This window comes from Pseudomonas sp. So3.2b, from assembly GCF_019464415.1.
Taxonomy (GTDB): Bacteria; Pseudomonadota; Gammaproteobacteria; order Pseudomonadales; family Pseudomonadaceae; genus Aquipseudomonas; species Aquipseudomonas shahriarae.
Genome location: NZ_CP080494.1, coordinates 1526107 through 1546943, shown reverse-complemented (window position 1 = coordinate 1546943; position 20837 = coordinate 1526107). Strand labels below are relative to the sequence as shown.

The 20837-nt window shown below is 61.9% G+C and carries 20 protein-coding genes; 9 read left to right on the top strand and 11 right to left on the bottom strand.

The window, feature by feature from the left end; all coding sequences use genetic code 11:
- Nucleotides 1-35 precede the first annotated feature (35 nt).
- From K1X80_RS06830 to K1X80_RS06815, 4 genes are all read left to right on the top strand, one after another.
- The gene (locus tag K1X80_RS06830) at nucleotides 36-2627 is read left to right on the top strand and encodes a glycosyltransferase (protein WP_169990167.1); all 2592 of its coding nucleotides are present in this window, start codon (nucleotides 36-38) and stop codon (nucleotides 2625-2627) included.
- Nucleotides 2628-2859: 232 nt separating this feature from the next.
- Nucleotides 2860-4011 carry a succinyl-diaminopimelate desuccinylase gene (dapE, locus tag K1X80_RS06825; RefSeq protein WP_057958687.1) on the top strand — a complete coding sequence of 384 codons (1152 nt, stop codon included), beginning with the start codon at nucleotides 2860-2862 and terminating at the stop codon, nucleotides 4009-4011.
- Nucleotides 4011-4820, top strand: coding sequence for a putative RNA methyltransferase (locus K1X80_RS06820; RefSeq protein WP_057958686.1), 810 nt, complete (start codon nucleotides 4011-4013; stop codon nucleotides 4818-4820). Before dapE ends, K1X80_RS06820 begins: the two co-directional genes overlap by 1 nt.
- A 73-nt stretch (nucleotides 4821-4893) precedes the next feature.
- A complete protein-coding gene (locus K1X80_RS06815; protein ID WP_115127520.1) occupies nucleotides 4894-5271 on the top strand; it encodes a hypothetical protein in 378 nt (125 codons plus the stop codon).
- 143 nt (nucleotides 5272-5414) lie between these two features.
- Here the strand turns inward: K1X80_RS06815 and K1X80_RS06810 are convergent, their stop codons facing one another.
- Nucleotides 5415-5624, bottom strand: coding sequence for a cold-shock protein (locus K1X80_RS06810; protein WP_057441757.1), 210 nt, complete (start codon nucleotides 5622-5624; stop codon nucleotides 5415-5417).
- A 179-nt stretch (nucleotides 5625-5803) separates the two neighbouring features.
- Here K1X80_RS06810 and plsB point away from each other — a divergent pair, with 179 nt between their 5' ends.
- Genes plsB through K1X80_RS06795 form a run of 3 tightly spaced genes read left to right on the top strand, consistent with a single transcriptional unit; the run spans nucleotide 5804 to nucleotide 9473 of the window.
- On the top strand, nucleotides 5804-8308 hold the full coding sequence (gene plsB, locus K1X80_RS06805; protein ID WP_120731793.1) for a glycerol-3-phosphate 1-O-acyltransferase PlsB: 2505 nt from the start codon (nucleotides 5804-5806) through the stop codon (nucleotides 8306-8308).
- Nucleotides 8309-8359: 51 nt separating this feature from the next.
- Nucleotides 8360-8761 (top strand): YbaY family lipoprotein, encoded by a 402-nt coding sequence (locus tag K1X80_RS06800; RefSeq protein ID WP_220172749.1) that lies wholly within the window; start codon nucleotides 8360-8362, stop codon nucleotides 8759-8761.
- Between the two features lie 25 nt (nucleotides 8762-8786).
- Nucleotides 8787-9473 (top strand): DUF4197 domain-containing protein, encoded by a 687-nt coding sequence (locus tag K1X80_RS06795; RefSeq protein ID WP_057441761.1) that lies wholly within the window; start codon nucleotides 8787-8789, stop codon nucleotides 9471-9473.
- Between the two features lie 83 nt (nucleotides 9474-9556).
- On the opposite strand, the gene K1X80_RS06790 is transcribed toward K1X80_RS06795, so the two are convergent.
- The 3 genes from K1X80_RS06790 to K1X80_RS06780 form a co-directional block, all read right to left on the bottom strand.
- Nucleotides 9557-9745 (bottom strand): hypothetical protein, encoded by a 189-nt coding sequence (locus K1X80_RS06790; RefSeq protein WP_128593471.1) that lies wholly within the window; start codon nucleotides 9743-9745, stop codon nucleotides 9557-9559.
- Between the two features lie 138 nt (nucleotides 9746-9883).
- Nucleotides 9884-12949 carry an efflux RND transporter permease subunit gene (locus K1X80_RS06785; protein ID WP_216312159.1) on the bottom strand — a complete coding sequence of 1022 codons (3066 nt, stop codon included), beginning with the start codon at nucleotides 12947-12949 and terminating at the stop codon, nucleotides 9884-9886.
- A 6-nt stretch (nucleotides 12950-12955) separates the two neighbouring features.
- The gene (locus K1X80_RS06780) at nucleotides 12956-14059 is read right to left on the bottom strand and encodes an efflux RND transporter periplasmic adaptor subunit (protein WP_120731791.1); all 1104 of its coding nucleotides are present in this window, start codon (nucleotides 14057-14059) and stop codon (nucleotides 12956-12958) included.
- A 92-nt stretch (nucleotides 14060-14151) separates the two neighbouring features.
- On the opposite strand from K1X80_RS06780, the gene K1X80_RS06775 reads away from it, so the two are divergent.
- The gene (locus tag K1X80_RS06775; RefSeq protein WP_057958679.1) at nucleotides 14152-14787 is read left to right on the top strand and encodes a TetR/AcrR family transcriptional regulator; all 636 of its coding nucleotides are present in this window, start codon (nucleotides 14152-14154) and stop codon (nucleotides 14785-14787) included.
- Here K1X80_RS06775 and K1X80_RS06770 read toward each other — a convergent pair.
- Nucleotides 14765-15559, bottom strand: a complete 795-nt coding sequence (locus K1X80_RS06770; protein ID WP_220172748.1) for a class I SAM-dependent methyltransferase — start codon at nucleotides 15557-15559, stop codon at nucleotides 14765-14767. The genes K1X80_RS06775 and K1X80_RS06770 overlap by 23 nt on opposite strands.
- A 95-nt stretch (nucleotides 15560-15654) precedes the next feature.
- Here K1X80_RS06770 and K1X80_RS06765 point away from each other — a divergent pair, with 95 nt between their 5' ends.
- On the top strand, nucleotides 15655-16275 hold the full coding sequence (locus tag K1X80_RS06765; protein WP_220172747.1) for an energy transducer TonB: 621 nt from the start codon (nucleotides 15655-15657) through the stop codon (nucleotides 16273-16275).
- A gap of 3 nt (nucleotides 16276-16278) precedes the next feature.
- On the opposite strand, the gene K1X80_RS06760 is transcribed toward K1X80_RS06765, so the two are convergent.
- From K1X80_RS06760 to adk, 6 genes are all read right to left on the bottom strand, one after another.
- Complete coding sequence (locus K1X80_RS06760; RefSeq protein WP_120731787.1) at nucleotides 16279-16977, bottom strand: extensin family protein; 699 nt, start codon at nucleotides 16975-16977, stop codon at nucleotides 16279-16281.
- A gap of 3 nt (nucleotides 16978-16980) precedes the next feature.
- Nucleotides 16981-17808, bottom strand: coding sequence for an oxaloacetate decarboxylase (locus K1X80_RS06755; protein ID WP_120731785.1), 828 nt, complete (start codon nucleotides 17806-17808; stop codon nucleotides 16981-16983).
- A 25-nt stretch (nucleotides 17809-17833) separates the two neighbouring features.
- Nucleotides 17834-18694: a DUF72 domain-containing protein gene (locus tag K1X80_RS06750; RefSeq protein WP_057441772.1), complete on the bottom strand. Its 861-nt coding sequence runs from the start codon at nucleotides 18692-18694 to the stop codon at nucleotides 17834-17836.
- Nucleotides 18694-19014, bottom strand: coding sequence for a hypothetical protein (locus K1X80_RS06745; protein ID WP_057441774.1), 321 nt, complete (start codon nucleotides 19012-19014; stop codon nucleotides 18694-18696). The genes K1X80_RS06750 and K1X80_RS06745 overlap by 1 nt, the downstream gene beginning before the upstream one ends.
- A 192-nt stretch (nucleotides 19015-19206) precedes the next feature.
- Nucleotides 19207-19890, bottom strand: coding sequence for a tRNA (adenosine(37)-N6)-threonylcarbamoyltransferase complex dimerization subunit type 1 TsaB (gene tsaB / locus K1X80_RS06740; protein ID WP_057958675.1), 684 nt, complete (start codon nucleotides 19888-19890; stop codon nucleotides 19207-19209).
- Nucleotides 19891-19980: 90 nt separating this feature from the next.
- A complete protein-coding gene (adk, locus tag K1X80_RS06735; RefSeq protein WP_057441778.1) occupies nucleotides 19981-20628 on the bottom strand; it encodes an adenylate kinase in 648 nt (215 codons plus the stop codon).
- Nucleotides 20629-20837 lie beyond the last annotated feature (209 nt).

Genomic DNA, 20837 nt, shown 5'->3' with positions numbered 1-20837 from the left:
TATTCGTTCCACACCCTTTGGAACCCGAAACAGCTATGTCATCGCGTAAATTTGGACTCAACCTGGTGGTGGTGCTGGCAATTGCCGCGCTGTTCACCGGTTTCTGGGCGCTGATCAACCGCCCGGTCACTACCCCCAACTGGCCTCAGCAGATTTCCGGGTTTTCTTACTCGCCGTTCCAGCAGGGCCAGTACCCGCAAAAAGACCAGTACCCGACCGACGAACAAATGCGTCAGGACCTTGCGATCATGAGCAAGCTGACGGACAACATTCGGACCTATTCGGTCGACGGCCCCCTGGGGAATATCCCCAAGCTGGCGGAAGAGTTCGGCCTGCGTGTGACCCTGGGGATCTGGATCAGCCCGGACCTTGAGCGCAACGAGCGCGAAATCCAGCGGGCCATCGAGATCGCCAACAGTTCGCGCAGCGTGGTGCGTGTGGTGGTCGGCAACGAGGCCATCTTCCGCAAGGAGATCACCCCCGAGGAGCTGATTGTCCTGCTGGACCGGGTGCGCGCCGCCGTCAAAGTGCCAGTGACTACCTCCGAGCAGTGGCATATCTGGGAACACAACCCGCAACTGGGCAAGCATGTCGACCTGATCGCCGCGCACGTTCTGCCGTACTGGGAACATGTGCCGATGGCCCAGGCCGGGCAATTCGTCCTCGACCGGGCCAAGGACCTGAAGAAGACCTTCCCGAAAAAGCCACTGCTGCTGTCGGAAGTCGGCTGGCCGAGCAATGGCCGCATGCGCGGTGGCGCGGACGCCTCCCCGGCTGACCAGGCCATTTACCTGCGCACTCTGGTCAACAAGCTTAACCGCCAGGGCTACAACTACTTCGTGATCGAAGCCTTCGACCAACCCTGGAAAGCCAGTGACGAAGGCTCGGTGGGCGCCTACTGGGGCGTGTTCGACGCTGCGCGCCAGCAGAAATTCAACTTTGAAGGGCCGGTCGTGGCGATTCCGCAATGGCGGGTGCTGGCCATCGGCTCGGTGGTGTTGGCACTGCTGTCGCTGACCTTGCTGATGATCGACGGCTCGTCCCTGCGCCAGCGTGGCCGTACCTTCCTGACCTTCATCGCGTTCCTGTGCGGCTCGGTGCTGGTCTGGATCGGCTATGACTACAGCCAGCAATACAGCACGTGGTTCAGCCTGACCGTGGGCTTCTTGCTCGCGCTAGGTGCCATGGGCGTGTTTATCGTGTTGCTGACCGAGGCCCATGAACTGGCGGAAGCGGTCTGGACCCACAAACGCCGGCGTGAATTCCTGCCGGTTGAAGGGGATTCGCACTACCGCCCGAAAGTCTCCATCCATGTGCCGTGCTACAACGAGCCGCCGGAAATGGTCAAACAGACCCTCGACGCCCTGGCCGCCCTCGATTACCCGGACTACGAAGTCCTGATCATCGACAACAACACCAAGGACCCGGCGGTGTGGGAACCGGTACGCGACTACTGCCTGACCCTGGGCCCGCGCTTCAAGTTCTTCCACGTCGCGCCCCTGGCCGGCTTCAAGGGTGGCGCGCTGAACTACCTGATCCCGCACACCGCCAAGGATGCCGAAGTGATCGCGGTGATCGACTCGGACTACTGTGTGTCGCCCAACTGGCTCAAGCACATGGTGCCGCACTTCGCCGACCCGAAAATCGCCGTGGTGCAGTCGCCCCAGGATTACCGCGACCAGAACGAAAGCACCTTCAAGAAGCTCTGCTACGCCGAATATAAAGGCTTCTTCCATATCGGCATGGTCACCCGCAACGACCGCGACGCGATCATCCAGCACGGCACCATGACCATGACCCGCCGCTCGGTGCTCGAAGAACTGGGCTGGGCCGACTGGTGCATCTGTGAAGACGCCGAACTGGGCCTACGGGTATTCGAGAAAGGTCTGTCGGCTGCGTACTACCACACCAGCTACGGCAAGGGCCTGATGCCCGATACCTTTATCGACTTCAAGAAACAACGGTTCCGCTGGGCCTATGGTGCGATCCAGATCATCAAGCGCCACACCGCCAGCCTGCTGCGCGGCAAGGACACCGAGCTGACCCGTGGCCAGCGCTACCACTTCCTCGCGGGCTGGTTGCCGTGGGTAGCGGACGGCATGAACATCTTCTTCACCGTCGGTGCCCTGCTGTGGTCGGCGGCGATGATCATTGTGCCGACCCGGGTCGACCCGCCGTTGCTGATCTTCGCAATCCCGCCGTTGGCGCTGTTTGTGTTCAAGGTCGGCAAGATCATCTTCCTTTACCGCCGCGCCGTTGGTGTGAACCTCAAGGATGCGTTCTTAGCAGCCCTGGCCGGGTTGGCGTTGTCCCACACCATCGCCAAGGCAGTGCTGTATGGCTTCTTCACCACCAGTATTCCGTTCTTTCGTACACCGAAAAACGCGGATAACCACGGCTTCTGGGTAGCGATTTCCGAAGCCCGCGAAGAGATGTTCATTATGTTGCTGCTGTGGGGCGCGGCGCTGGGGATCTACCTGGTGCAGGGCCTGCCAAGCAATGACATGCGCTTCTGGGTGGTGATGCTGCTGGTGCAATCACTGCCGTATGTGGCGGCGCTGATCATGGCGTTCCTGTCGTCACTGCCGAAACCGGCAGCGGTGGCGGAGCCCGCGACGGCCGCGTAAAAACTTGCGCAATGCACTAAACGGCGGCCTCTGGTCGCCGTTTTGCTATAAGATAACGGCCCTTTATGGGTTCAGGCAGCCACTGCCCCCCTTGTGGGAGCGGGCTTGCCCGCGATGGCATCGCTGCGGTGCAACTGCTACACCGCGGCGCCTGCATCGCGGGCAAGCCCGCTCCCACATTGGATATATTTCACTCTCGTCTTGCGCCCTGACACACCTTCGGAGTTTTCCCATGACGGCCCACGCCGACCTTTCGCCGACCCTCCAACTCGCTATCGACTTGATCCGCCGCCCGTCGGTGACGCCGATCGACGCCGATTGCCAGAAGCTGATGATGCAGCGCCTGGGCGACGCCGGCTTTGCGCTTGAGCCGATGCGCATCGAAGATGTGGACAACTTCTGGGCCACCCACGGCAAGCACGAAGGCCCGGTGCTGTGCTTCGCCGGCCACACCGACGTGGTCCCGACCGGCCCGGTGCAGGCCTGGCAGAATGACCCGTTCGACGCATTGATCGACGAACACGGCATGTTGTGCGGGCGTGGCGCGGCCGACATGAAAGGCAGCCTGGCCGCGATGCTGGTGGCCTCCGAGCGCTTTGTGAAGGACTATCCGGACCACAAGGGTTCGGTGGCATTCCTGATCACCAGCGACGAAGAAGGCCCGGCGCACCACGGCACCAAGGCAGTGATCGAGCGCCTGGCAGCACGCAAGGAGCGCCTGGACTGGTGCATCGTCGGTGAACCGTCGAGCACCACCCTAGTGGGTGATGTGGTCAAGAACGGCCGTCGCGGCTCCCTCGGTGCGACCCTGACCGTGCGCGGTGTGCAAGGCCACGTGGCTTACCCGCACCTGGCAAAGAACCCGATCCACCTGGCCGCCCCAGCCCTGGCCGAACTGGCCGCCGAGCATTGGGACAACGGCAATACCTTCTTCCCGCCGACCAGCTTCCAGATTTCCAACCTCAATTCCGGCACCGGCGCCACCAACGTGATCCCGGGTGACCTGACGGCGGTGTTCAACTTCCGTTTCTCCACCGAGTCCACCGTCGAAGGCCTGCAACAGCGGGTCGCGGCGATTCTCGACAAGCATGGCCTGGACTGGCATGTGGAGTGGGCGCTGTCGGGCCTGCCGTTCCTGACCGAGCCGGGCGCGCTGCTCGATGCGGTGTCCGCCAGCATCAAGGCCATTACCGGCCGCGAGACCCAGGCGTCCACCAGCGGCGGCACCTCCGACGGGCGCTTTATCGCGACCCTCGGCACCCAAGTGGTGGAACTGGGCCCGGTCAACGCGACGATCCATCAGGTCAACGAGCGCATTCTGGCCAGCGACCTCGATGTGCTGACCGAAATCTACTACCAGACCCTGATCAAGTTGCTCGCCTGATGCTTGCTTGCCCCATTTGCAGTGCGCCCCTCAATGAGGTGGATAGTGGCGTGGTATGCCCGGCCGGGCACCGGTTCGACCGGGCCCGCCAGGGTTACCTGAACCTGTTGCCGGTGCAGCACAAGAACAGCCGTGACCCAGGCGATAACCTGGCCATGGTGCAAGCGCGCCGCGACTTCCTCAATGCCGGGCACTACGCGCCTGTGGCCAGGCGCCTGGCCGCCCTGGCAGCCGAACGCAAACCCCAGCGCTGGCTGGATATCGGTTGCGGCGAAGGCTACTACACCGCGCAAATCGCCGATGCCCTGCTGCGCGCCGATGGTTATGCCCTGGATATTTCCAAGGAAGCAGTCAAGCGCGCGTGCAAACGCAACCCGACGCTGACTTGGCTGATCGCCAGCATGGCCCGCGTGCCGCTGGCCGACGGCAGTTGCCAGTTCCTCGCCAGCGTGTTCAGCCCCCTGGACTGGCAGGAAGCCAAGCGTCTGCTCAGCCCGGGCGGCGGCCTGATGAAGGTCGGACCGACCAGCGGCCACCTGATGGAACTGCGCGAACGCCTGTACGACGAAGTGCGCGAGTACACCGACGACAAGCACCTGGCCCTGGTGCCAGACGGCATGAGCCTGCAACACAGCGAAGTGCTGGAGTTCAAGCTCAGCCTGGCCGACCCCGGGGACCGCGCCAATCTGCTGGCGATGACCCCCCATGGCTGGCGTGCCAGCGCCGAGCGCCGCGCCCAGGTGATCGAGCAGGCCGAACCGCTGCTGGTCACCGTGTCGATGCGCTACGACTATTTCGTGCTTCAATAACCGACTATTCCGGGCCTTTGCGCCCACCCTGAATCCGCGAATGGATTTTCGAATCCCGCAACGAGGAACATCCATGCGCCAACCCGATATCGAGATTTACCTCAAGGACGCCGACGTCGACTACAAGGCTATCGCCGCCTGGCTCGGCGCTGCCCTGGGGCCGTGCACCGACTGGATACAGAAGGGCCAGACCTACAAGTGCAAGGCCGGCAATGTGCCAGTGACCTGGCTGCCCAAGGCCGTGGGCAAATGGAACAGCCTGTACCTGGAAAGCGACCAGACTCCGTGGGAAGACGACATCGCCTGCGCCCGTGCGGCCTTTGCCGCGCTGAACGTTGAAGTGCGCTGCGCGCCGGGGACGTGGGTCGAGGAAGAAGGTGAAGAAAGCGCCGACACCTGGATTCGGATCAGCACCGACGGTGAAGAGCAGATCACCTGGAAAACCACCTGATTCTGAACTGTGAACCCAATCAGATGTGGGAGCGGGCTTGCTCGCGAAAGCAGTCAATCAGTCAACCTCTACAGTGACTGATTCAGCGCTTTCGCGAGCAAGCCCGCTCCCACATGGGTTCAGCGGCGTTGCAGAAATCGGCTTTAAAGACCGACTACATCCTCAGCCTGCAAGCCCTTGTCGCCGGTCACCACGGCGTATTCCACCTGCTGGCCCTCGGCCAGGGAGCGGTGGCCTTCACCGCGGATAGCGCGGTAGTGCACAAACACATCCTTGCCATCCTCCCGCTGGATAAAACCATAGCCCTTGGCGTCGTTGAACCACTTCACATTGCCGGTTTCGCGCGTTGTCATCTGTTTGCTCCCACTGGTTTTTATTGTTGAGTCAGTCGCATTGAACTGCCGAGTATAAGACAGGCTCAAAAACGATCAACTCAACTTTACATCGCTGCTTTTTTGCCGATTTTCGGCGAATACGGCACACTACCCGCCCGAGCGCCTGCTCGGTTTTTTCCACTCAAAGCAGCACGCCTATGACCCGCTCCCCGTTCCGCCGTCTGGTATTTGGCACCTTGCGCCGACTGTTGTACCTCTGGGTTCGCTCGGAGACGATCAACCAGTCGTCCCTCACCCTTAACCTGGACCGCAGCCGGCCGGTGTTCTACGTCCTGCAATCGCCCTCCCTGACCGAACTGGCCGTGGTGGATGCCGAGTGCACCAAGGCCGGCTTGCCGCGCCCGGTGCTGCCGGTGTCCGTTGGCCCGTTGATGGAACCGGCGGCGTTCTTCTACCTGACCCCGGACCCGGACTGGCTCGGCCGCCAGGACAAGCGCGGCGCGCCGCCGACCCTGACGCGCCTGGTCAACACCCTGACCGAGCATGCCGAAGAAAACGCCCAGATCATTCCGGTCAGCGTGTTCTGGGGCCAGTCGCCCGCCAGCGAGTCGAGCCCCTGGAAACTGCTGTTCGCCGACAGTTGGGCAGTCACCGGGCGCCTGCGCCGGCTGTTGAGCATCCTGATCCTGGGGCGCAAGACCCGAGTGCAATTCTCTGCGCCAATCAACCTGCGTGAATTGATCGAGCACAATAAAGGTCACGAACGCACCGTACGAATGGCCCAACGCATCCTGCGGGTACACTTTCGCAACCTGAAGACTGCGGTGATCGGCCCCGACCTGTCCCACCGGCGCAACCTGGTCAAAGGCCTGGTGAATATGCCGCTGGTGCGCCAGGCGATCCTCGACGAGGCCGAGCGGGAAAAGATCACCCCGGAAAAAGCCAAGGCCCAGGCCCTGCGCTATGGCAACGAAATTGCCTCGGACTACACCTACACCGCCATCCGCTTCCTCGAAGTGGTGCTGAGCTGGTTCTGGAACAAGATCTACGACGGCATCAAGGTCAACAATATCGAAGGTGTGCAAAAGGTCGCCCAGGGCTACGAAGTGATCTACGTGCCCTGCCACCGCAGCCATATCGACTACCTGCTGCTGTCTTACCTCCTATTCAAGAACGGCCTGACCCCGCCGCACATTGCTGCCGGGATCAATCTCAATATGCCGGTGATCGGCAGCCTGTTGCGCCGCGGCGGGGCGTTTTTCATGCGCCGTACCTTCAAGGGCAACCCGCTGTACACCTCGGTGTTCAACGAATACCTGCATACCCTGTTCACCAAGGGCTTCCCGGTGGAGTACTTCGTCGAAGGCGGCCGCTCGCGCACCGGGCGCATGTTGCAACCCAAGACCGGGATGCTGGCGATCACCCTGCGCAGCTTCCTGCGCTCCTCGCGCATGCCCATCGTGTTTGTGCCGGTGTATATCGGCTATGAACGGGTGCTGGAAGGCCGCACCTACCTGGGCGAACTGCGCGGGGCGACGAAAAAGAAAGAGTCGATCTTCGATATCTTCAAGGTCATTGGCGCGCTCAAGCAGCGCTTTGGCCAGGTAGCGGTCAACTTCGGCGAGCCGATCAAGCTGGCGGAATTCCTCGACCAGGAGCAACCGGACTGGCGCGCCCAGGATCTGGCACCGAACTACAAGCCGGCCTGGTTGAATGAGACCACCAACCGCCTCGGCGAGCGCGTGGCCCAGCACCTCAACGAGGCCGCTGCGATCAACCCGGTGAACCTGGTGGCGTTGGCGCTACTGTCCACCAGCCGCCTGGCCCTGGACGACCAGGCCATGGCCCGGGTGCTGGACCTGTACCTGGCGCTGCTGCGCCGGGTGCCCTACTCGCCTCACACCACGCTGCCCGAAGGTGACGGCCAGGCCTTGATCAAGCACGTCAAGGACATGAACCTGCTGTCGGAACAGAGTGATGCCCTGGGCAAGATCCTCTATCTGGACGAGCAAAACGCCGTCCTGATGACCTATTACCGCAACAACGTGCTGCATATCTTCGCCCTGCCGGCGCTGTTGGCCAGCTTCTTCCAGAGCAGCTCGCGCATGAGCCGCGAACAGATCCTGCGCTACACCCGTGCGCTCTATCCGTACCTGCAATCGGAGTTGTTCATCCGCTGGACCCTGGACGAACTTGACGCAGTGGTCGACCAGTGGCTCGAAGCCTTGGTAGAACAAGGTCTGCTGCGCTTTGAAAACAACATCTACCTGCGCCCGGCGCCCAGCTCGCGCAACTTTGTGCTGCTGACCCTGCTGTCCAAGAGCATTGCCCAGACCCTGCAACGCTTCTACATGGCCATTTCCCTGCTGCTCAACAGCGGCCAGAACAGCATCAGCGCCGAAGAGCTGGAAGACTTGTGCACGGTCATGGCCCAGCGCCTGTCGATCCTGCATGGCCTGAATGCCCCGGAGTTCTTCGATAAGAGCCTTTTCCGACATTTTATTCAGACGTTGCTCGAGCAAGATGTGCTGCGTCGCGATGAAGCCGGCAAGTTGAGTTACCACGACCTGCTCGGCGAATTGGCCGAAGGCGCAGCCAAACGGGTGTTGCCGGCGGAGATTCGCCTGTCGATCCGCCAGGTCGCGTTGCACCGCAATGAAGAAGCGCCCGCACCGGACGCCGAGGCGGACGAAACCCGCTAGATTTACCAGGGCGCCAGGGTGTTTCTGGCGCCGTTGACAAGGAGCTGTACCATGAAAAAAATCATCCTCTTGGGCCTGACCGCCCTGCTGGGAGCCTGTCACTCGATGAATCCTGCGCCCAAAGCCAGCCTTGATGGCGAAGTGTTCTACCTGCAACGCATCGCCCTGCCGCCTGCCGCGACCTTGAGCGTCAGCCTGCAGGATGTGTCCCTGGCCGATGCGCCCGCCGTCACCCTGGCCGAGCAGAACGGCCCGGTCAACGGCCAGGTGCCGCTGCCCTTCCACCTGAGCTACGACCCGGCCCAGGTCAAGCCTGGCCACAGCTATTCGGTCAGCGCTCGCATCGAGCTGGATGGCAAGCTAATGTTTATCACCACCGAGCGCCATTCGGTGCAGTTGAACGGCCAGGATTCCCAGCCGCTGCGCCTGCGCGTTGACGCCGTTGCCCACTGATCCAGTCGATTAAAAGGAAGCGCCCATGCTCCGTAACTCTCTTCGCCTCACCACCTTGTGTGCCGGCCTGCTGCTCGGTGCCAACGCCATGGCCCTGTCCCTCGGTGACCTGTCCCAGGGCGACGCTACCGGCGGCCTCAAGGACGCCCTGACCCAAGGCGCACAGATTGCCGTCAAGCAACTGGGGGCTCCCGGTGGCTTCAGCAACAACCCCGAGGTCAAGATCGGTTTGCCGGGCAAGCTGGAGAAAGCTGCCGGCGCCCTGAAAATGCTCGGCATGGGCGATCAGATCACCCAGCTTGAAGCCAGCATGAACAAGGCCGCCGAATCCGCCGTGACCCAGGCCCAGCCGATTCTGGTGAATGCCGTGAAAAACATGAGCGTGAACGACGCCAAGGGCATCCTCAGCGGTGGCCAGGATTCGGCGACCCAGTATCTGGACAAAAGCAGCCGTGAGCAGATCCGCGCCAAGTTCCTGCCGATCGTCAAGCAATCCACGGACAAGGTCGGTGTAGCCCAGCAATACAACGCGCTCGCCAAAAAGGCGCCCCTGGGTTTACTGGGTGGCAAGAGCGACAGCGTCGAAAACTACGTGACTGAGCAAGCGCTGGACGGCTTGTTCAAGATGATTGCCCAACAGGAAGAAAGCATTCGCCAGAACCCGGCAGCCGCCGCGACCAGCCTGGCGAAGAAAGTGTTCGGTGCCCTCTAGGTACACCGTCGGTAACCAACAACAACGCCCCGAATAATTGGGGCGTTGGTGTTATTGCCCAGCGGACATGCCCCTTACTACCATCAGCTGTAGCTGATTTTCCCCTCGTACTTGATGGTACTGGAGAACTGCGGCGGTTGAGCGTGGTGGTGGTGGTGGTGGTGGCAGGGCGGAGGCTTGCATTTGGATTTACCGCGCTTGCCCATTTTGAAGGCCATCATCGGCATCATGCCCAGACCTATACCTATACCACCCATTGCAAATAAACCCATAGGTAATTCCTCGCAGGTTGATAAAGCCTTGTTCTGTAACAACCCCGTTGCCAGAAGAAGGTACCTGTAACTCAGGTACCCCTAAGTGGCAAACACGCAGGAAAAAGTTCCTAAACCCTGTAGCCGATTCACGCAGGCTTATGCCGAGTGCGGCTTGACCCGGAACCACGCCGCATACAGCGCCGGCAAAAACAGCAGCGTCAACGCCGTCGCCACAATCAACCCGCCCATGATCGCCACCGCCATCGGCCCGAAAAACACACTGCGCGACAGCGGGATCATCGCCAACACCGCCGCCAGGGCCGTCAGCACAATCGGCCGGAAGCGCCGCACGGTGGCTTCGATAATCGCCTGCCAAGGCTCCAGGCCTGCCTTGATGTCCTGCTCGATCTGGTCCACCAGGATCACCGAGTTACGCATGATCATCCCCGACAACGCGATGGTCCCCAACATGGCCACGAAGCCAAACGGCTGGCGGAACACCAGCAGGAACAGCGTCACCCCGATCAGCCCCAGCGGCGCGGTCAGGAACACCATGGCCGTGCGCGAGAAGCTGCGCAGTTGCAGCATCAGCAAGGTCAGCACCACCACGATAAACAGCGGCACCCCGGCCTTCACCGAGTTCTGCCCTCGGGCGGAGTCTTCCACGGTGCCGCCCACGTCCAACAGGTAACCGTCCGGCAATTCGGCACGTACATCGGCCAGGGTCGGCAGGATCTGCTGGACCAGGGTCGCCGGTTGCTCCTTGCCGTAGATATCAGCACGTACAGTCACCGTTGGCAGGCGGTTGCGGTGCCAGATAATGCCTTCCTCGAAGCCATATTCCAGGGTGGCGATCTGCGACAGCGCCACGCTGGTGGCGTTGTCGGTCGGCACCGCCAGGCTCGGCAGCAGCGACAATTCGGTGCGCTCATGCACGGTGCCGCGCAGGAGGATTTCGATCAACTCGTTGTCTTCCCGGTATTGGCTGACGCTGGAGCCGGTCAGGGAGCTCTGGAGGAATTTCGACAGGTTGGCGGTGCTCACGCCCAAGGCGCGGGCGCGGTCCTGGTCGACATTGAGGTAGACGATCTTGCTTGGTTCTTCCCAGTCCAGATGCACGTTGGCCACATGGCTGTTCTCACGCACCTTGGCCGCGACCTTGCGCGCCAGGGCCCGCACTTCTTCGATGTGCTCGCCGGTCACGCGGAACTGCACCGGGTAACCAACCGGCGGGCCGTTCTCCAGGCGGGTGACCCGCGAACGCAGGTCGGGGAATTGCTCGTTGAGGGTTTCGATCAACCAGGTGCGCAGGGTTTCGCGCTCCTCGATGGTCTTGGCCAACACCACAAACTGGGCAAAGCTGGCCGCCGGCAGTTGCTGGTCCAGGGGCAGGTAGAAGCGCGGTGAGCCGGTGCCGACATAGGCCACATAGTTTTCGATCCCCTCATGCGCCTTGAGCAAGCCTTCGAGACGCTTGACCTGCTCGGCGGTGCTGCTCAGGGAGGCGCCTTCCGCCAGTTTCAGGTCGACCATCAGTTCCAGGCGTCCGGACGCCGGGAAGAATTGTTGCGGGACAAAACGGAACAGCGCCACCGAGCCGATAAACAGCAGCACGGTCAGCACAATCACGGTTTTGCGGCGGCGCACACACCACTCCACCCAGCGCCTTACGCGCTGGTAGAACGGCGTGCCGTACGGATCCGGCCCATCAGTACCGTGCTTGGCCGCATGAATTTTCGCCAGATCCGGCAGGAGCTTTTCCCCCAGATACGGCACAAACACCACAGCGGCGACCCACGAGGCCAGCAGCGCGATGGTCACCACCTGAAAGATCGAGCGGGTGTATTCGCCGGTACTCGATTGCGCGGTGGCAATCGGCAGGAAGCCGGCTGCGGTGATCAGCGTACCGGTGAGCATCGGAAACGCCGTACTGGTCCAGGCGAAACTGGCTGCCTTGAGACGGTCGTAGCCCTGCTCCATTTTGATCGCCATCATTTCCACGGCGATGATCGCGTCGTCCACCAACAGGCCCAGGGCCAGGACCAGCGCCCCCAGGGAAATCTTGTGCAGGCCGATCCCCAGGTAATACATGCAGGCAAACGTCATCGCCAACACCAGCGGAATCGCCAATGCCACCACCATGCCGGTGCGCACACCGAGGGAAAAGAAACTCACCAGCAATACAATCGCCAAGGCCTCGGCCAAGACCTGGACGAATTCGCCCACGCTGGTCTTCACCGCAGCCGGCTGGTCCGACACCTTGCGCAGTTCCATGCCTGCCGGAAGGTTCTTCTGCAGGCGTGCGAACTCGCCCTCCAGAGCCTTGCCCAGTATCAGGATATCGCCACCATCGCGCATGGCCACGGCCAGGCCGATTGCGTCGTCCCCCATATAGCGCATACGCGGCGCCGGTGGGTCGTTGAAGCCCCGGTGAATCTCGGCCACATCGCCGATGCGGAAGGTACGGTCGCCAACGCGGATCGGGAAATTGCGGATCTCTTCGACCGTCTTGAAGTTACCCGACACCCGCAGTTGCACGCGCTCGCTCGGGGTCTCGAAGAACCCGGCGGTGGATACCGCGTTCTGCTCCTGCAACGCCTGCTGCACCGCTGCCAGGGGCAGGCCGAGGGTGGCGAGCTTGAGGTTGGACAGCTCGATCCAGATCTTCTCGTCCTGCAACCCCAGCAGCTCGACCTTGCCCACATCCGGCACCCGTTGCAGCTGGATCTGGATACGGTCGGCGTAGTCCTTGAGCACCGCGTAGTCAAACCCCTCGCCGGTCAGGGCGTAGATATTGCCAAAGGTGGTGCCGAATTCGTCGTTGAAGAACGGGCCCTGGATGTCCGGTGGCAGGGTCTGGCGGATATCGCTGATCTTCTTGCGCACCTGGTACCACAGGTCGGGAATCTGCGCCGAGTGCATCGAGTCCCGCGCCATAAACGTGACCTGGGATTCGCCCGGGCGGGAGAACGAGACAATGCGCTCGTACTCGCCGGTTTCCATCAGTTTCTTTTCAATGCGCTCGGTGACCTGGCGCGAGACTTCCTGGGCCGTGGCCCCTGGCCAGTTGGTCTTGATGACCATGGCTTTGAAGGTGAACGGCGGGTCTTCACTTTGCCCCAGCTTGGTGTAGGACAACGTACCGACGACGGCCAACAGCAGCATCAGGAACAGGACGATCTGGCGATTACGCAACGCCCATTCGGAAAGATTGAAACCCATCGGGGACTACTCCTTGTTGGCCGCCAGATTCACCACCCGGTTGGAGCGATCCACCGGGCGTACTTGCTGGCCCTCATGGAGCACATGGACACCGGCGGCAATCACCCAGTCGGAGGGGCTCAGGCCTTCAAGCACCGGTACGCTTTTTTCGCCGAACGCGCCGATGCGCACCGCCGTGCGCTTGAGGGTGTTATCCGGCTTGACCAGCCAGACGTAGGACGCGCCGTTCTCTGCGCTGAGGGCAGACAGCGGCACCGACAACGGAATCACGCCGTTGGCCTGGATAAAGACCCTCGCGCTCTGCCCCAGCTCCGCCGGGACTTTGCCGGCGTTGAAGGCGACACGGGCGGCGAAGGTGCGCGACTTGGGATCGGCCGCCGGCGACAGCTCGCGAATGCGCCCCTCGAAGCGTTGGTCGGGCTGGCTCCACAGCTCCACGGAGACCGGCTGGCCGACCTTGAAGCGACCGAAGCTCTGCTCCGGGAAGCTGATCAACACTTCACGCTCGCCATCGGTGGCCAGGGTGAACACGGTCTGCCCGGCCGACACCACTTGCCCGACTTCCACTGCACGCTTGGCGACCACGCCATCCTGGGGGGCGCGCAGCACGGCATAGCCGGCCTGGTTATTGGCCACGTCGAATTCAGCCTTGATCTGCTGCAGGCGTGCGACCCCAGAACGGTAGAGGTTTTCGGAATTGTCGTACTGGGAACGGCTGACCATCTGACGGTCCATCAGGGTCTTGTAGCGATCACGCTCGGCCCGTACCAGGCTCAGGTTGGCCTCGGCTGCCGTGACCTGGGCACGGGTGGCCTGCAGTTGCAGGCGTACATCCTGGGGGTCGAGCTCTGCCAGCGGCTGGTTGGCCTTGACGCGCTCGCCCTCCTCCACCAGCCGGCGACTGACTTTGCCACCAATGCGAAAGGCCAGGTCCGGCTCATAACGGGCGCGAACCTCGCCTGGATAACTGTCCATTGCCAGCGCCGAGGGCTGTGGCTGCACCACCATGGCCGGGCGGACGGTGGTTTGGGCCGCTTCTTCATGGCCGCAGGCAGCCAATAAAAGAGCAAGGCTGGCAGGCAACGCGAGGTGCAGAAAAATGCTGCGCATGCTGAAGGACCTTTCGCAAATGGTGCTTGGAGTAATTATACTGGCCAGTATGTTATTAATACCAAACTCACCAGTCCAGTATTAAAGTGAAAATGTCCGACAATCCTGTAAACACCAATAGCCCCGGGCGTCCCAAGGACATGGCAAAACGCCAGGCAATCCTCGACGCGGCGAAAATCCTGTTTTTGAGCAATGGTTACGCGAGTACCAGCATGGATGCCGTGGCCGTTGAGGCTGGCGTGTCGAAACTGACGGTCTACAGCCACTTCACCGACAAGGAAACGCTGTTCACCGCCGCCGTCGAAGCCAAGTGCGAAGCACAACTGCCGGTGATGTATTTCGAGTTGCCGGACGACGTGCCAGTGGAGAAGGTGCTGCTGAACATCGCCCGAGGCTTTCACCTGCTGATCAACAGCGAGGAATCGGTGAACCTGCATCGCCTGATGATGACCTCAGGCAATCAGGATCCGAAGCTGTCGCAGATCTTCTTCGAAGCCGGCCCCATGCGGATGTTGCAGGGCATGGAGCGCCTGCTGGGCAAGATCAATCAAAGTGGCGCATTGCGCATCGACAAGCCGTTTACCGCAGCCGAGCACTTCTTTTGCCTGCTCAAGGGCACGGCAAACTTCTGCTTGCTGTATGGCTGCGGCGAACGCTTGAGCGAAGCGGCCGCCGAGGAGCATGTGCAGGAAGTGGTGGGATTGTTTATGCGGGCGTACCGGCCTTGAGCGCTTTCTTCGGATAAATATCGTACCGGCTGGATTTGCCATCCAGCGCATGGCTCGGCTTGGGCCCCTCAATGCACGGCGCCTTGCGTGGGCGCTTCACCACCACCCGGTGGCTGGCCAGGGCCAAGGCCGCCGCGAGCAATGCCGGGGCATCCGGATCGTCACCCACCAGCGGGCGGAACAGGCGCATTTCCTTCTTCACCAGGGCGGTTTTCTCCCGATGGGGAAACATTGGGTCGAGGTAGATCACCTGCGGCGGCTCACCTTCCCAATTACGCATCACCTCGATGGAATTGCCCTTGAGCAGGGTCATCCGCGCAACAATCGGCGCCACTTCAAAATCCTCCGCCCCACGCGCCAGGCCATCTTCGAGCAAGGCACCGATCAACGGCTGACGTTCGATCAGGCTCATCTCGCAGCCCAGGCTGGCCAGCACGAAGGCATCCTTACCCAGGCCGGCCGTGGCATCCAGCACTCGCGGGCGCACGCCTTGGGAGACCCCCACCGCCTTGGCAATCATCTGCCCGCTGCCACCCCCATAGAGCCGCCGATGGGCAGCACCGCCCTCGACAAAATCCACCCGCACCGGGCCAGGCGCATCCGGGCCCAGCTGTTGCAGCTGCAGGCCATGCTCACCCACTTGCAGGGCAAAATCGGCGTCCGCCAGTTGCACAGGCAAACCGAGCTGCTCGGCCCAGTGCTGGGCACGGGCCTGAAAACCGTCGGTCAAGGCCTCGACCCGAATGCGGCTGGCCGCGGGTTGTTCGCTCATCGTTTACTACGCTCAAAAATATTAAGGATCGGCAAACAGCGGCCGATAAAAAAGGATCAGGCATTTTGCCAGACCCTGAGCGTCGACCGAGAGAAATGTCAGACATTCATTCCCTATTCACCGGTGTCCTGCCGACCCACAACCACTTCGGCCTGCGCAATACCCAAGCGCTGGCCGGCGTCAGTCATGTGTGGCAGGACTTCTTCGCCCGGGCGTTGGCCGAGCAGTTTGGCCAGGAGCCAGGTGCGCAGCTGGCCGCCGATCCGGTGCCGGTGGATGCCTCGGTCGAACCCAGCGCCGGCAGCGACCTGCTGACGCAAATCGTCACCCAGCGTCATTGCGATGTCCAGGACACCGAGATCGCCCCGCCTGAGCCACTGTTCCTGCCGATTGCCGAGTTCGAACTGGACCTGCTGCCACCGGCGGCCGTGCCGTTCCCGGAGGATGAAATCGTTGCCCAGCAACGCCAGCAGAACTTCGAGAGTGGCTGGGTACGGCCGATCGTCCTGACCGCCGGCCAGCCATTGCCCGAGCCAGGCCCGGCGCCGCAACCCAAGCCGCTGTTCCTGCCGATTGCCGAATTCGAACTGGACCTGCTGCCACCGGCGGCCGAGCCATACCCCGACGAGGAACTGGTGCAACAGCAAAAGGCCCTGGACTTCGATTGCGGCTGGGCCCGCCCATTGATCCTCAACAACCTGCGCCTGGCGGCCTGACCCTTAGCGGCACACCCACCAACGCCCCATATCCAAATGGAAATGGTTGCGATGGGCGGCGTTGTAATCCGGGCTCAAGACCACGTTGAAATCATTGCACGCACTGTCGCGCACCTGCCGCAGAAAGCGTGCGCTGGCACCCTCTCCTGGCCAATCCTTCAACACATTGATGCTGCGCCCATCCGCCAGGCGAAACCCGGCAATGTCCAGGGCATTGGCCGAGGCATGCTGGCTGAGTCGCCCTTCAGCCCGCCCATACATGTTGCGGCAGGCAAAACTGCCGAGGTGATCGACCCGCGTCACCGCCTGGCCAAACACCGCCTGGGCAGCCGGCTGCAAGCTGTGGCGCTCGAACAGGGCAAACGCCACCGCCAAGGGGCAACTGGCGAGAAAACTGCTGCTCAACCCCACCTCCGCGCCCTGAACCCGCAACGTGTTGCGCAATGGGCAAGCCGCATCCGCCGGGCTGTCCGCTTGATGGCTGACCCGCAACCCGGAGGTTTTCAGCACCTGGTCGCACAGGGCGGGATCGTCCTGCAAGCGCCCCAGTTTGAAGCGGGTCAGCAGGTTAGGCGCAGCTTGCACATCCAAGGGCGCCCAGGGGTTCCACTCAGCGGGCAGCGGCACCCAGCCGCGCCAGATGCCTACGAGTAGGCCGCCGGCGAGTAGCAGCAACACACCCAACACTTTGAAAAAAGCCACGTCTCAACCCTTGCACAACTGATTTGCCTGGCTGAACGGCATCGAGCGCTCGGTAAAGGTAAAGGTTCCCAGTTCCTGAACCTCCCGCGCGGCCCTGAAGAACTCCCCATAGGCCGCCAGGGCCATGGCCGAGCCGACGCTGATGCGCTTGACGCCCATCTCGCTCAGTTGCGCCACCGAGAGCTTGAGGCCACCTGACATCAACACATTCACCGGTTTTGGCGCCACCGCCCGCACCACCGCCAATACTTCCTCAGCACTGCGCAGGCCTGGAGCATAAAGCACGTCGGCACCCGCTTCGGCGTAGGCCTGCAAACGGCGAATAGTGTCGGGAAAATCCAGGCGACCATGTAGGAGGTTTTCCGCACGGGCCGTCAGCATGAAGGGAAATGGCAAGCTGCGTGCCGCAGCGACGGCAGTCTCGATGCGTTCAACCGACAGATCAAAGGGGTAGATCGGGTCGACCGCAATCCCGGTAGCGTCTTCGATAGAACCGCCGACAATGCCGGTAGCGGCTGCCCGCAACAGGCTCTGGGCACAACCTTGAGGCGTATCGCTGAAGCCGTTTTCCAGGTCCGCCGCCACCGGCAGCGAGGTGGCCTGAACGATCATCCCGGCGTTGCCCAGAGTATCCTCCAGCGATAGCGCGCCTTCAGCATCCGGACGCCCCAGACTGAAGGCAAAACCCGCGCTGGTAGTGGCCAGGGCTTCAAAACCGAGGCTGGCGAGCATCTTGGCGGAACCGGCGTCCCACGGGTTGGGCATCACGAATGCACGATCACGCTCGTGCAGGGCTCGAAAGGATTCGGCGCGAAGGGTTTGGGCATCCATGACTGACTCCAGGCACAAAAAAACCCTAGAGTAACCCCAGTTGCTCCACCGCGGGTTCCCGATGCAACTGCGCCAGCGCCGGCAACCCCGGCAACCGCTCCATCAATTGCTGATGAAAGCGTATGGCCAGTTGGGCCGCCAGGCGGTTATCCGAGGTGTGCAGGAACACATAAGGCGTGCGCCCCTCCTCAATCCAGCCTGCGACTTTCTCAAGCCACGGCACGAGGAACGGGTCGTTGGCTTCCAGGTCCGGGTGGCCGATAAAGCGTACCTGGGGAAACTGGGTCAACGCCGCTGGCCGGGGCGGTACCTTGGGCTTTTTCGATTGGGCGTGGAGCACCGCTGCCGAAGTCGACGTGCAACTGAACAAAGCTCGTGGATCCAGGCAGATACGCTCGACCCCGCGATCACGCAGCAGGCGGTTGAGGCTGCGCTCGGCGTCACCCTTGGCGAAGAACTCACGATGACGCACCTCCACCGCCAACGGGCGCTCCAGGCCGTCGATAAACCCTGCCAGCTCCCCCAGCCGCTGCGGGGTGAAGCTGGCCGGCAGTTGCAGCCACAACGGCGACACCCGCTCGCCCAGCGGGCTCATCAAGCCAAGAAAGCTTTCGGCGGCGGGCAACTGTTCGCGCAGGTCGGCACTGTGGCTGATATCACCGGGAAATTTGGCGGTAAACCGAAAGTGCGCGGGCATGATCTCGGCCCAACGCTGCACGGTGGCCACCGAGGGCCGCGCGTAGAAGGTGGTGTTGCCTTCGCAGGCATTGAACACTTGGCAATACAGCCCGAGAAAATCCGTGGCGCGGGCGTCTTGCGGATACAGGTACTCGCGCCAGGCGTTTTCACTCCAGGACGGGCAACCGAGGAAATAAGGCAACAGCATCAGATGTGGATATCGAGACCCAGCACTTCCATATCCCATTCGACAAAGCCGGCAGTGGTCAGGTAGCTGGCCAGGGCCGTAGCGACGTTTTTGCTCATGGAGCGCGGGAAGATCATGTCTTGCTGGCGGGCCGGAACGCCGCCGATACGCGAACCGCTGGCACCTTGGGCACGGGCGGAAACTGCCGCGCCCTGGGAGGTTTCGGGCTGGACTTCAATAAAGTCGGGGGATTCTTCGACGGACTCGTCTACCGTCACGTTCGCCTTGCGTGGCTTGCGCTTGAGGGGGTAGGACTGGGTAGAAAAGCCGTCTATACGCATACATGCAGATCCGCTATCAATGATGGCAATTTAGCGGCACTTTCCTTGGCACGCAAATGCTCTGGTGATAACTAGAACACATAAACGGGCAAAGGTTTAAACCCAGGGGCAAATTCTGACGATTGGCGCGAATTGCCTGCGATCAACGGTGGGGCTCGACAGCTCCCACACTAGAGGCTGAGCGCAATAAGCCTAGAGCCCGCGCTCGGCCTTGGTCTGTGCCACTTTATCGCGCAGGTACACCGGAGCGGCCTGATCAGCCGGGATCGCCTCGCCGCGCTCCCAGGCAAAACGCGCCAGGCTCAGCAGGTCTTCGGCATGGGGCAACATCCCGGCATCCTGGCCGGCCGTGGCCACGGCGATACGTTCGCCATAACCCCACCCCGTACCAGCGCCAAACCAGTCGCCACTGGCATCGGCCGGCAACGCGGCGGCCTCGGGCGGCTGCACGGCCTCGACGCCGACCAGGCGCATCTCACCAGCGGTTTCGCGGTAGCAGCCCCAATAGACCTCATCCATCCGCGCATCAATGGCGGCCGCGACCTGGCGTGCGCCATGTTCACGCAACGCACGCTGGGCCAACACGGCCAGGTTGGACACCGGCAGTACCGGCCGCTCCAGGGCAAACGCCAGGCCCTGCACCACACCGATGGCGATGCGCACGCCGGTGAATGCACCCGGGCCGCGGCCAAAGGCGATGGCGTCTACCGCCGACAGGGTGGTGCCGGCATCGAGCAATAGCTGCTTGATCATCGGCAGCAGCTTTTGCGCGTGCAGGCGCGGGATCACCTCATAGTGGCTCGTGACCTTGCCGTTATGCAGCAGGGCAACGGAGCAAGCTTCAGTCGCGGTGTCCAGGGCCAGCAGGGTGCTCATCGGTATGGGTGTCCAAATCGAAAAAAAGTGCGCCAGTATAAACAACAACGGCCCGCAAGCGGGCCGTTGAACGTCAAGCCAATCGTCAGATCAGTTCAGCGCTTCCAGCACCTTGGCGGTGATGGCTTCCACCGAGCCAACGCCCGGGATGTGGCTGTATTTCGGCTTGCCCTGGGCAGCCGACAGCTTCTGGTAGAACTCTACCAGCGGCTTGGTCTGGGAGTGGTAGACCGACAGGCGATGACGCACGGTTTCTTCAGTGTCGTCTTTGCGCTGCACCAGGTCATCACCGGTCACATCATCCTTGCCAGCCACTTTTGGCGGGTTGTAGACGATGTGGTAGACGCGGCCCGAGGCTTCGTGAACGCGGCGACCGGCGATACGCTGGACGATCTCTTCATCTTCAACGGCGATTTCAACCACAGCGTCCAGCTCGACGCCGGCTTTCACCAGGGCTTCGGCCTGGGGAATGGTGCGTGGGAAACCGTCGAACAGGAAACCGTTCTTGCAGTCGTCCTGGCTGATGCGTTCCTTGACCAGGTTGATGATCAGGTCGTCGGAGACCAGGCCACCGCTGTCCATCACGCTCTTGGCGATCAGGCCCAGCTCGGTGCCGGCCTTGACGGCAGCGCGCAGCATGTCGCCAGTGGAGATTTGTGGAATGCCGAACTTTTCAGTGATGAACTTTGCCTGAGTACCTTTACCGGCCCCGGGAGCTCCCAGCAGAATGACGCGCATCGATGTGCTCCTCAATTTTTTATAGAGATGACGCTCGGATTCGCCGCGTGGGGCCAATCTCGTAGAATATGCTCGTAAAAATACGAATCCAGGCCGCCCAACCGGCCAAAGGCTGATCAAGATACACAGCGAGCCCTAACCACACAAGCCGCCAAAAGTCGGAAGAACCCGCACCACACAAGCCTTTTGGTCGCGGTATCCCTTGGTGC

Coding starts and splice junctions, on each gene's coding strand:
- K1X80_RS06830 (WP_169990167.1), top strand. CDS start 36: ATGTCATCGCGTAAATTTGGACTCAACCTGGTGGTGGTGCTGGCAATT.
- dapE (WP_057958687.1), top strand. CDS start 2,860: ATGACGGCCCACGCCGACCTTTCGCCGACCCTCCAACTCGCTATCGAC.
- K1X80_RS06820 (WP_057958686.1), top strand. CDS start 4,011: ATGCTTGCTTGCCCCATTTGCAGTGCGCCCCTCAATGAGGTGGATAGT.
- K1X80_RS06815 (WP_115127520.1), top strand. CDS start 4,894: ATGCGCCAACCCGATATCGAGATTTACCTCAAGGACGCCGACGTCGAC.
- K1X80_RS06810 (WP_057441757.1), bottom strand. CDS start 5,624: ATGACAACGCGCGAAACCGGCAATGTGAAGTGGTTCAACGACGCCAAG.
- plsB (WP_120731793.1), top strand. CDS start 5,804: ATGACCCGCTCCCCGTTCCGCCGTCTGGTATTTGGCACCTTGCGCCGA.
- K1X80_RS06800 (WP_220172749.1), top strand. CDS start 8,360: ATGAAAAAAATCATCCTCTTGGGCCTGACCGCCCTGCTGGGAGCCTGT.
- K1X80_RS06795 (WP_057441761.1), top strand. CDS start 8,787: ATGCTCCGTAACTCTCTTCGCCTCACCACCTTGTGTGCCGGCCTGCTG.
- K1X80_RS06790 (WP_128593471.1), bottom strand. CDS start 9,745: ATGGGTTTATTTGCAATGGGTGGTATAGGTATAGGTCTGGGCATGATG.
- K1X80_RS06785 (WP_216312159.1), bottom strand. CDS start 12,949: ATGGGTTTCAATCTTTCCGAATGGGCGTTGCGTAATCGCCAGATCGTC.
- K1X80_RS06780 (WP_120731791.1), bottom strand. CDS start 14,059: ATGCGCAGCATTTTTCTGCACCTCGCGTTGCCTGCCAGCCTTGCTCTT.
- K1X80_RS06775 (WP_057958679.1), top strand. CDS start 14,152: ATGTCCGACAATCCTGTAAACACCAATAGCCCCGGGCGTCCCAAGGAC.
- K1X80_RS06770 (WP_220172748.1), bottom strand. CDS start 15,559: ATGAGCGAACAACCCGCGGCCAGCCGCATTCGGGTCGAGGCCTTGACC.
- K1X80_RS06765 (WP_220172747.1), top strand. CDS start 15,655: ATGTCAGACATTCATTCCCTATTCACCGGTGTCCTGCCGACCCACAAC.
- K1X80_RS06755 (WP_120731785.1), bottom strand. CDS start 17,808: ATGGATGCCCAAACCCTTCGCGCCGAATCCTTTCGAGCCCTGCACGAG.
- K1X80_RS06750 (WP_057441772.1), bottom strand. CDS start 18,694: ATGCTGTTGCCTTATTTCCTCGGTTGCCCGTCCTGGAGTGAAAACGCC.
- K1X80_RS06745 (WP_057441774.1), bottom strand. CDS start 19,014: ATGCGTATAGACGGCTTTTCTACCCAGTCCTACCCCCTCAAGCGCAAG.
- tsaB (WP_057958675.1), bottom strand. CDS start 19,890: ATGAGCACCCTGCTGGCCCTGGACACCGCGACTGAAGCTTGCTCCGTT.
- adk (WP_057441778.1), bottom strand. CDS start 20,628: ATGCGCGTCATTCTGCTGGGAGCTCCCGGGGCCGGTAAAGGTACTCAG.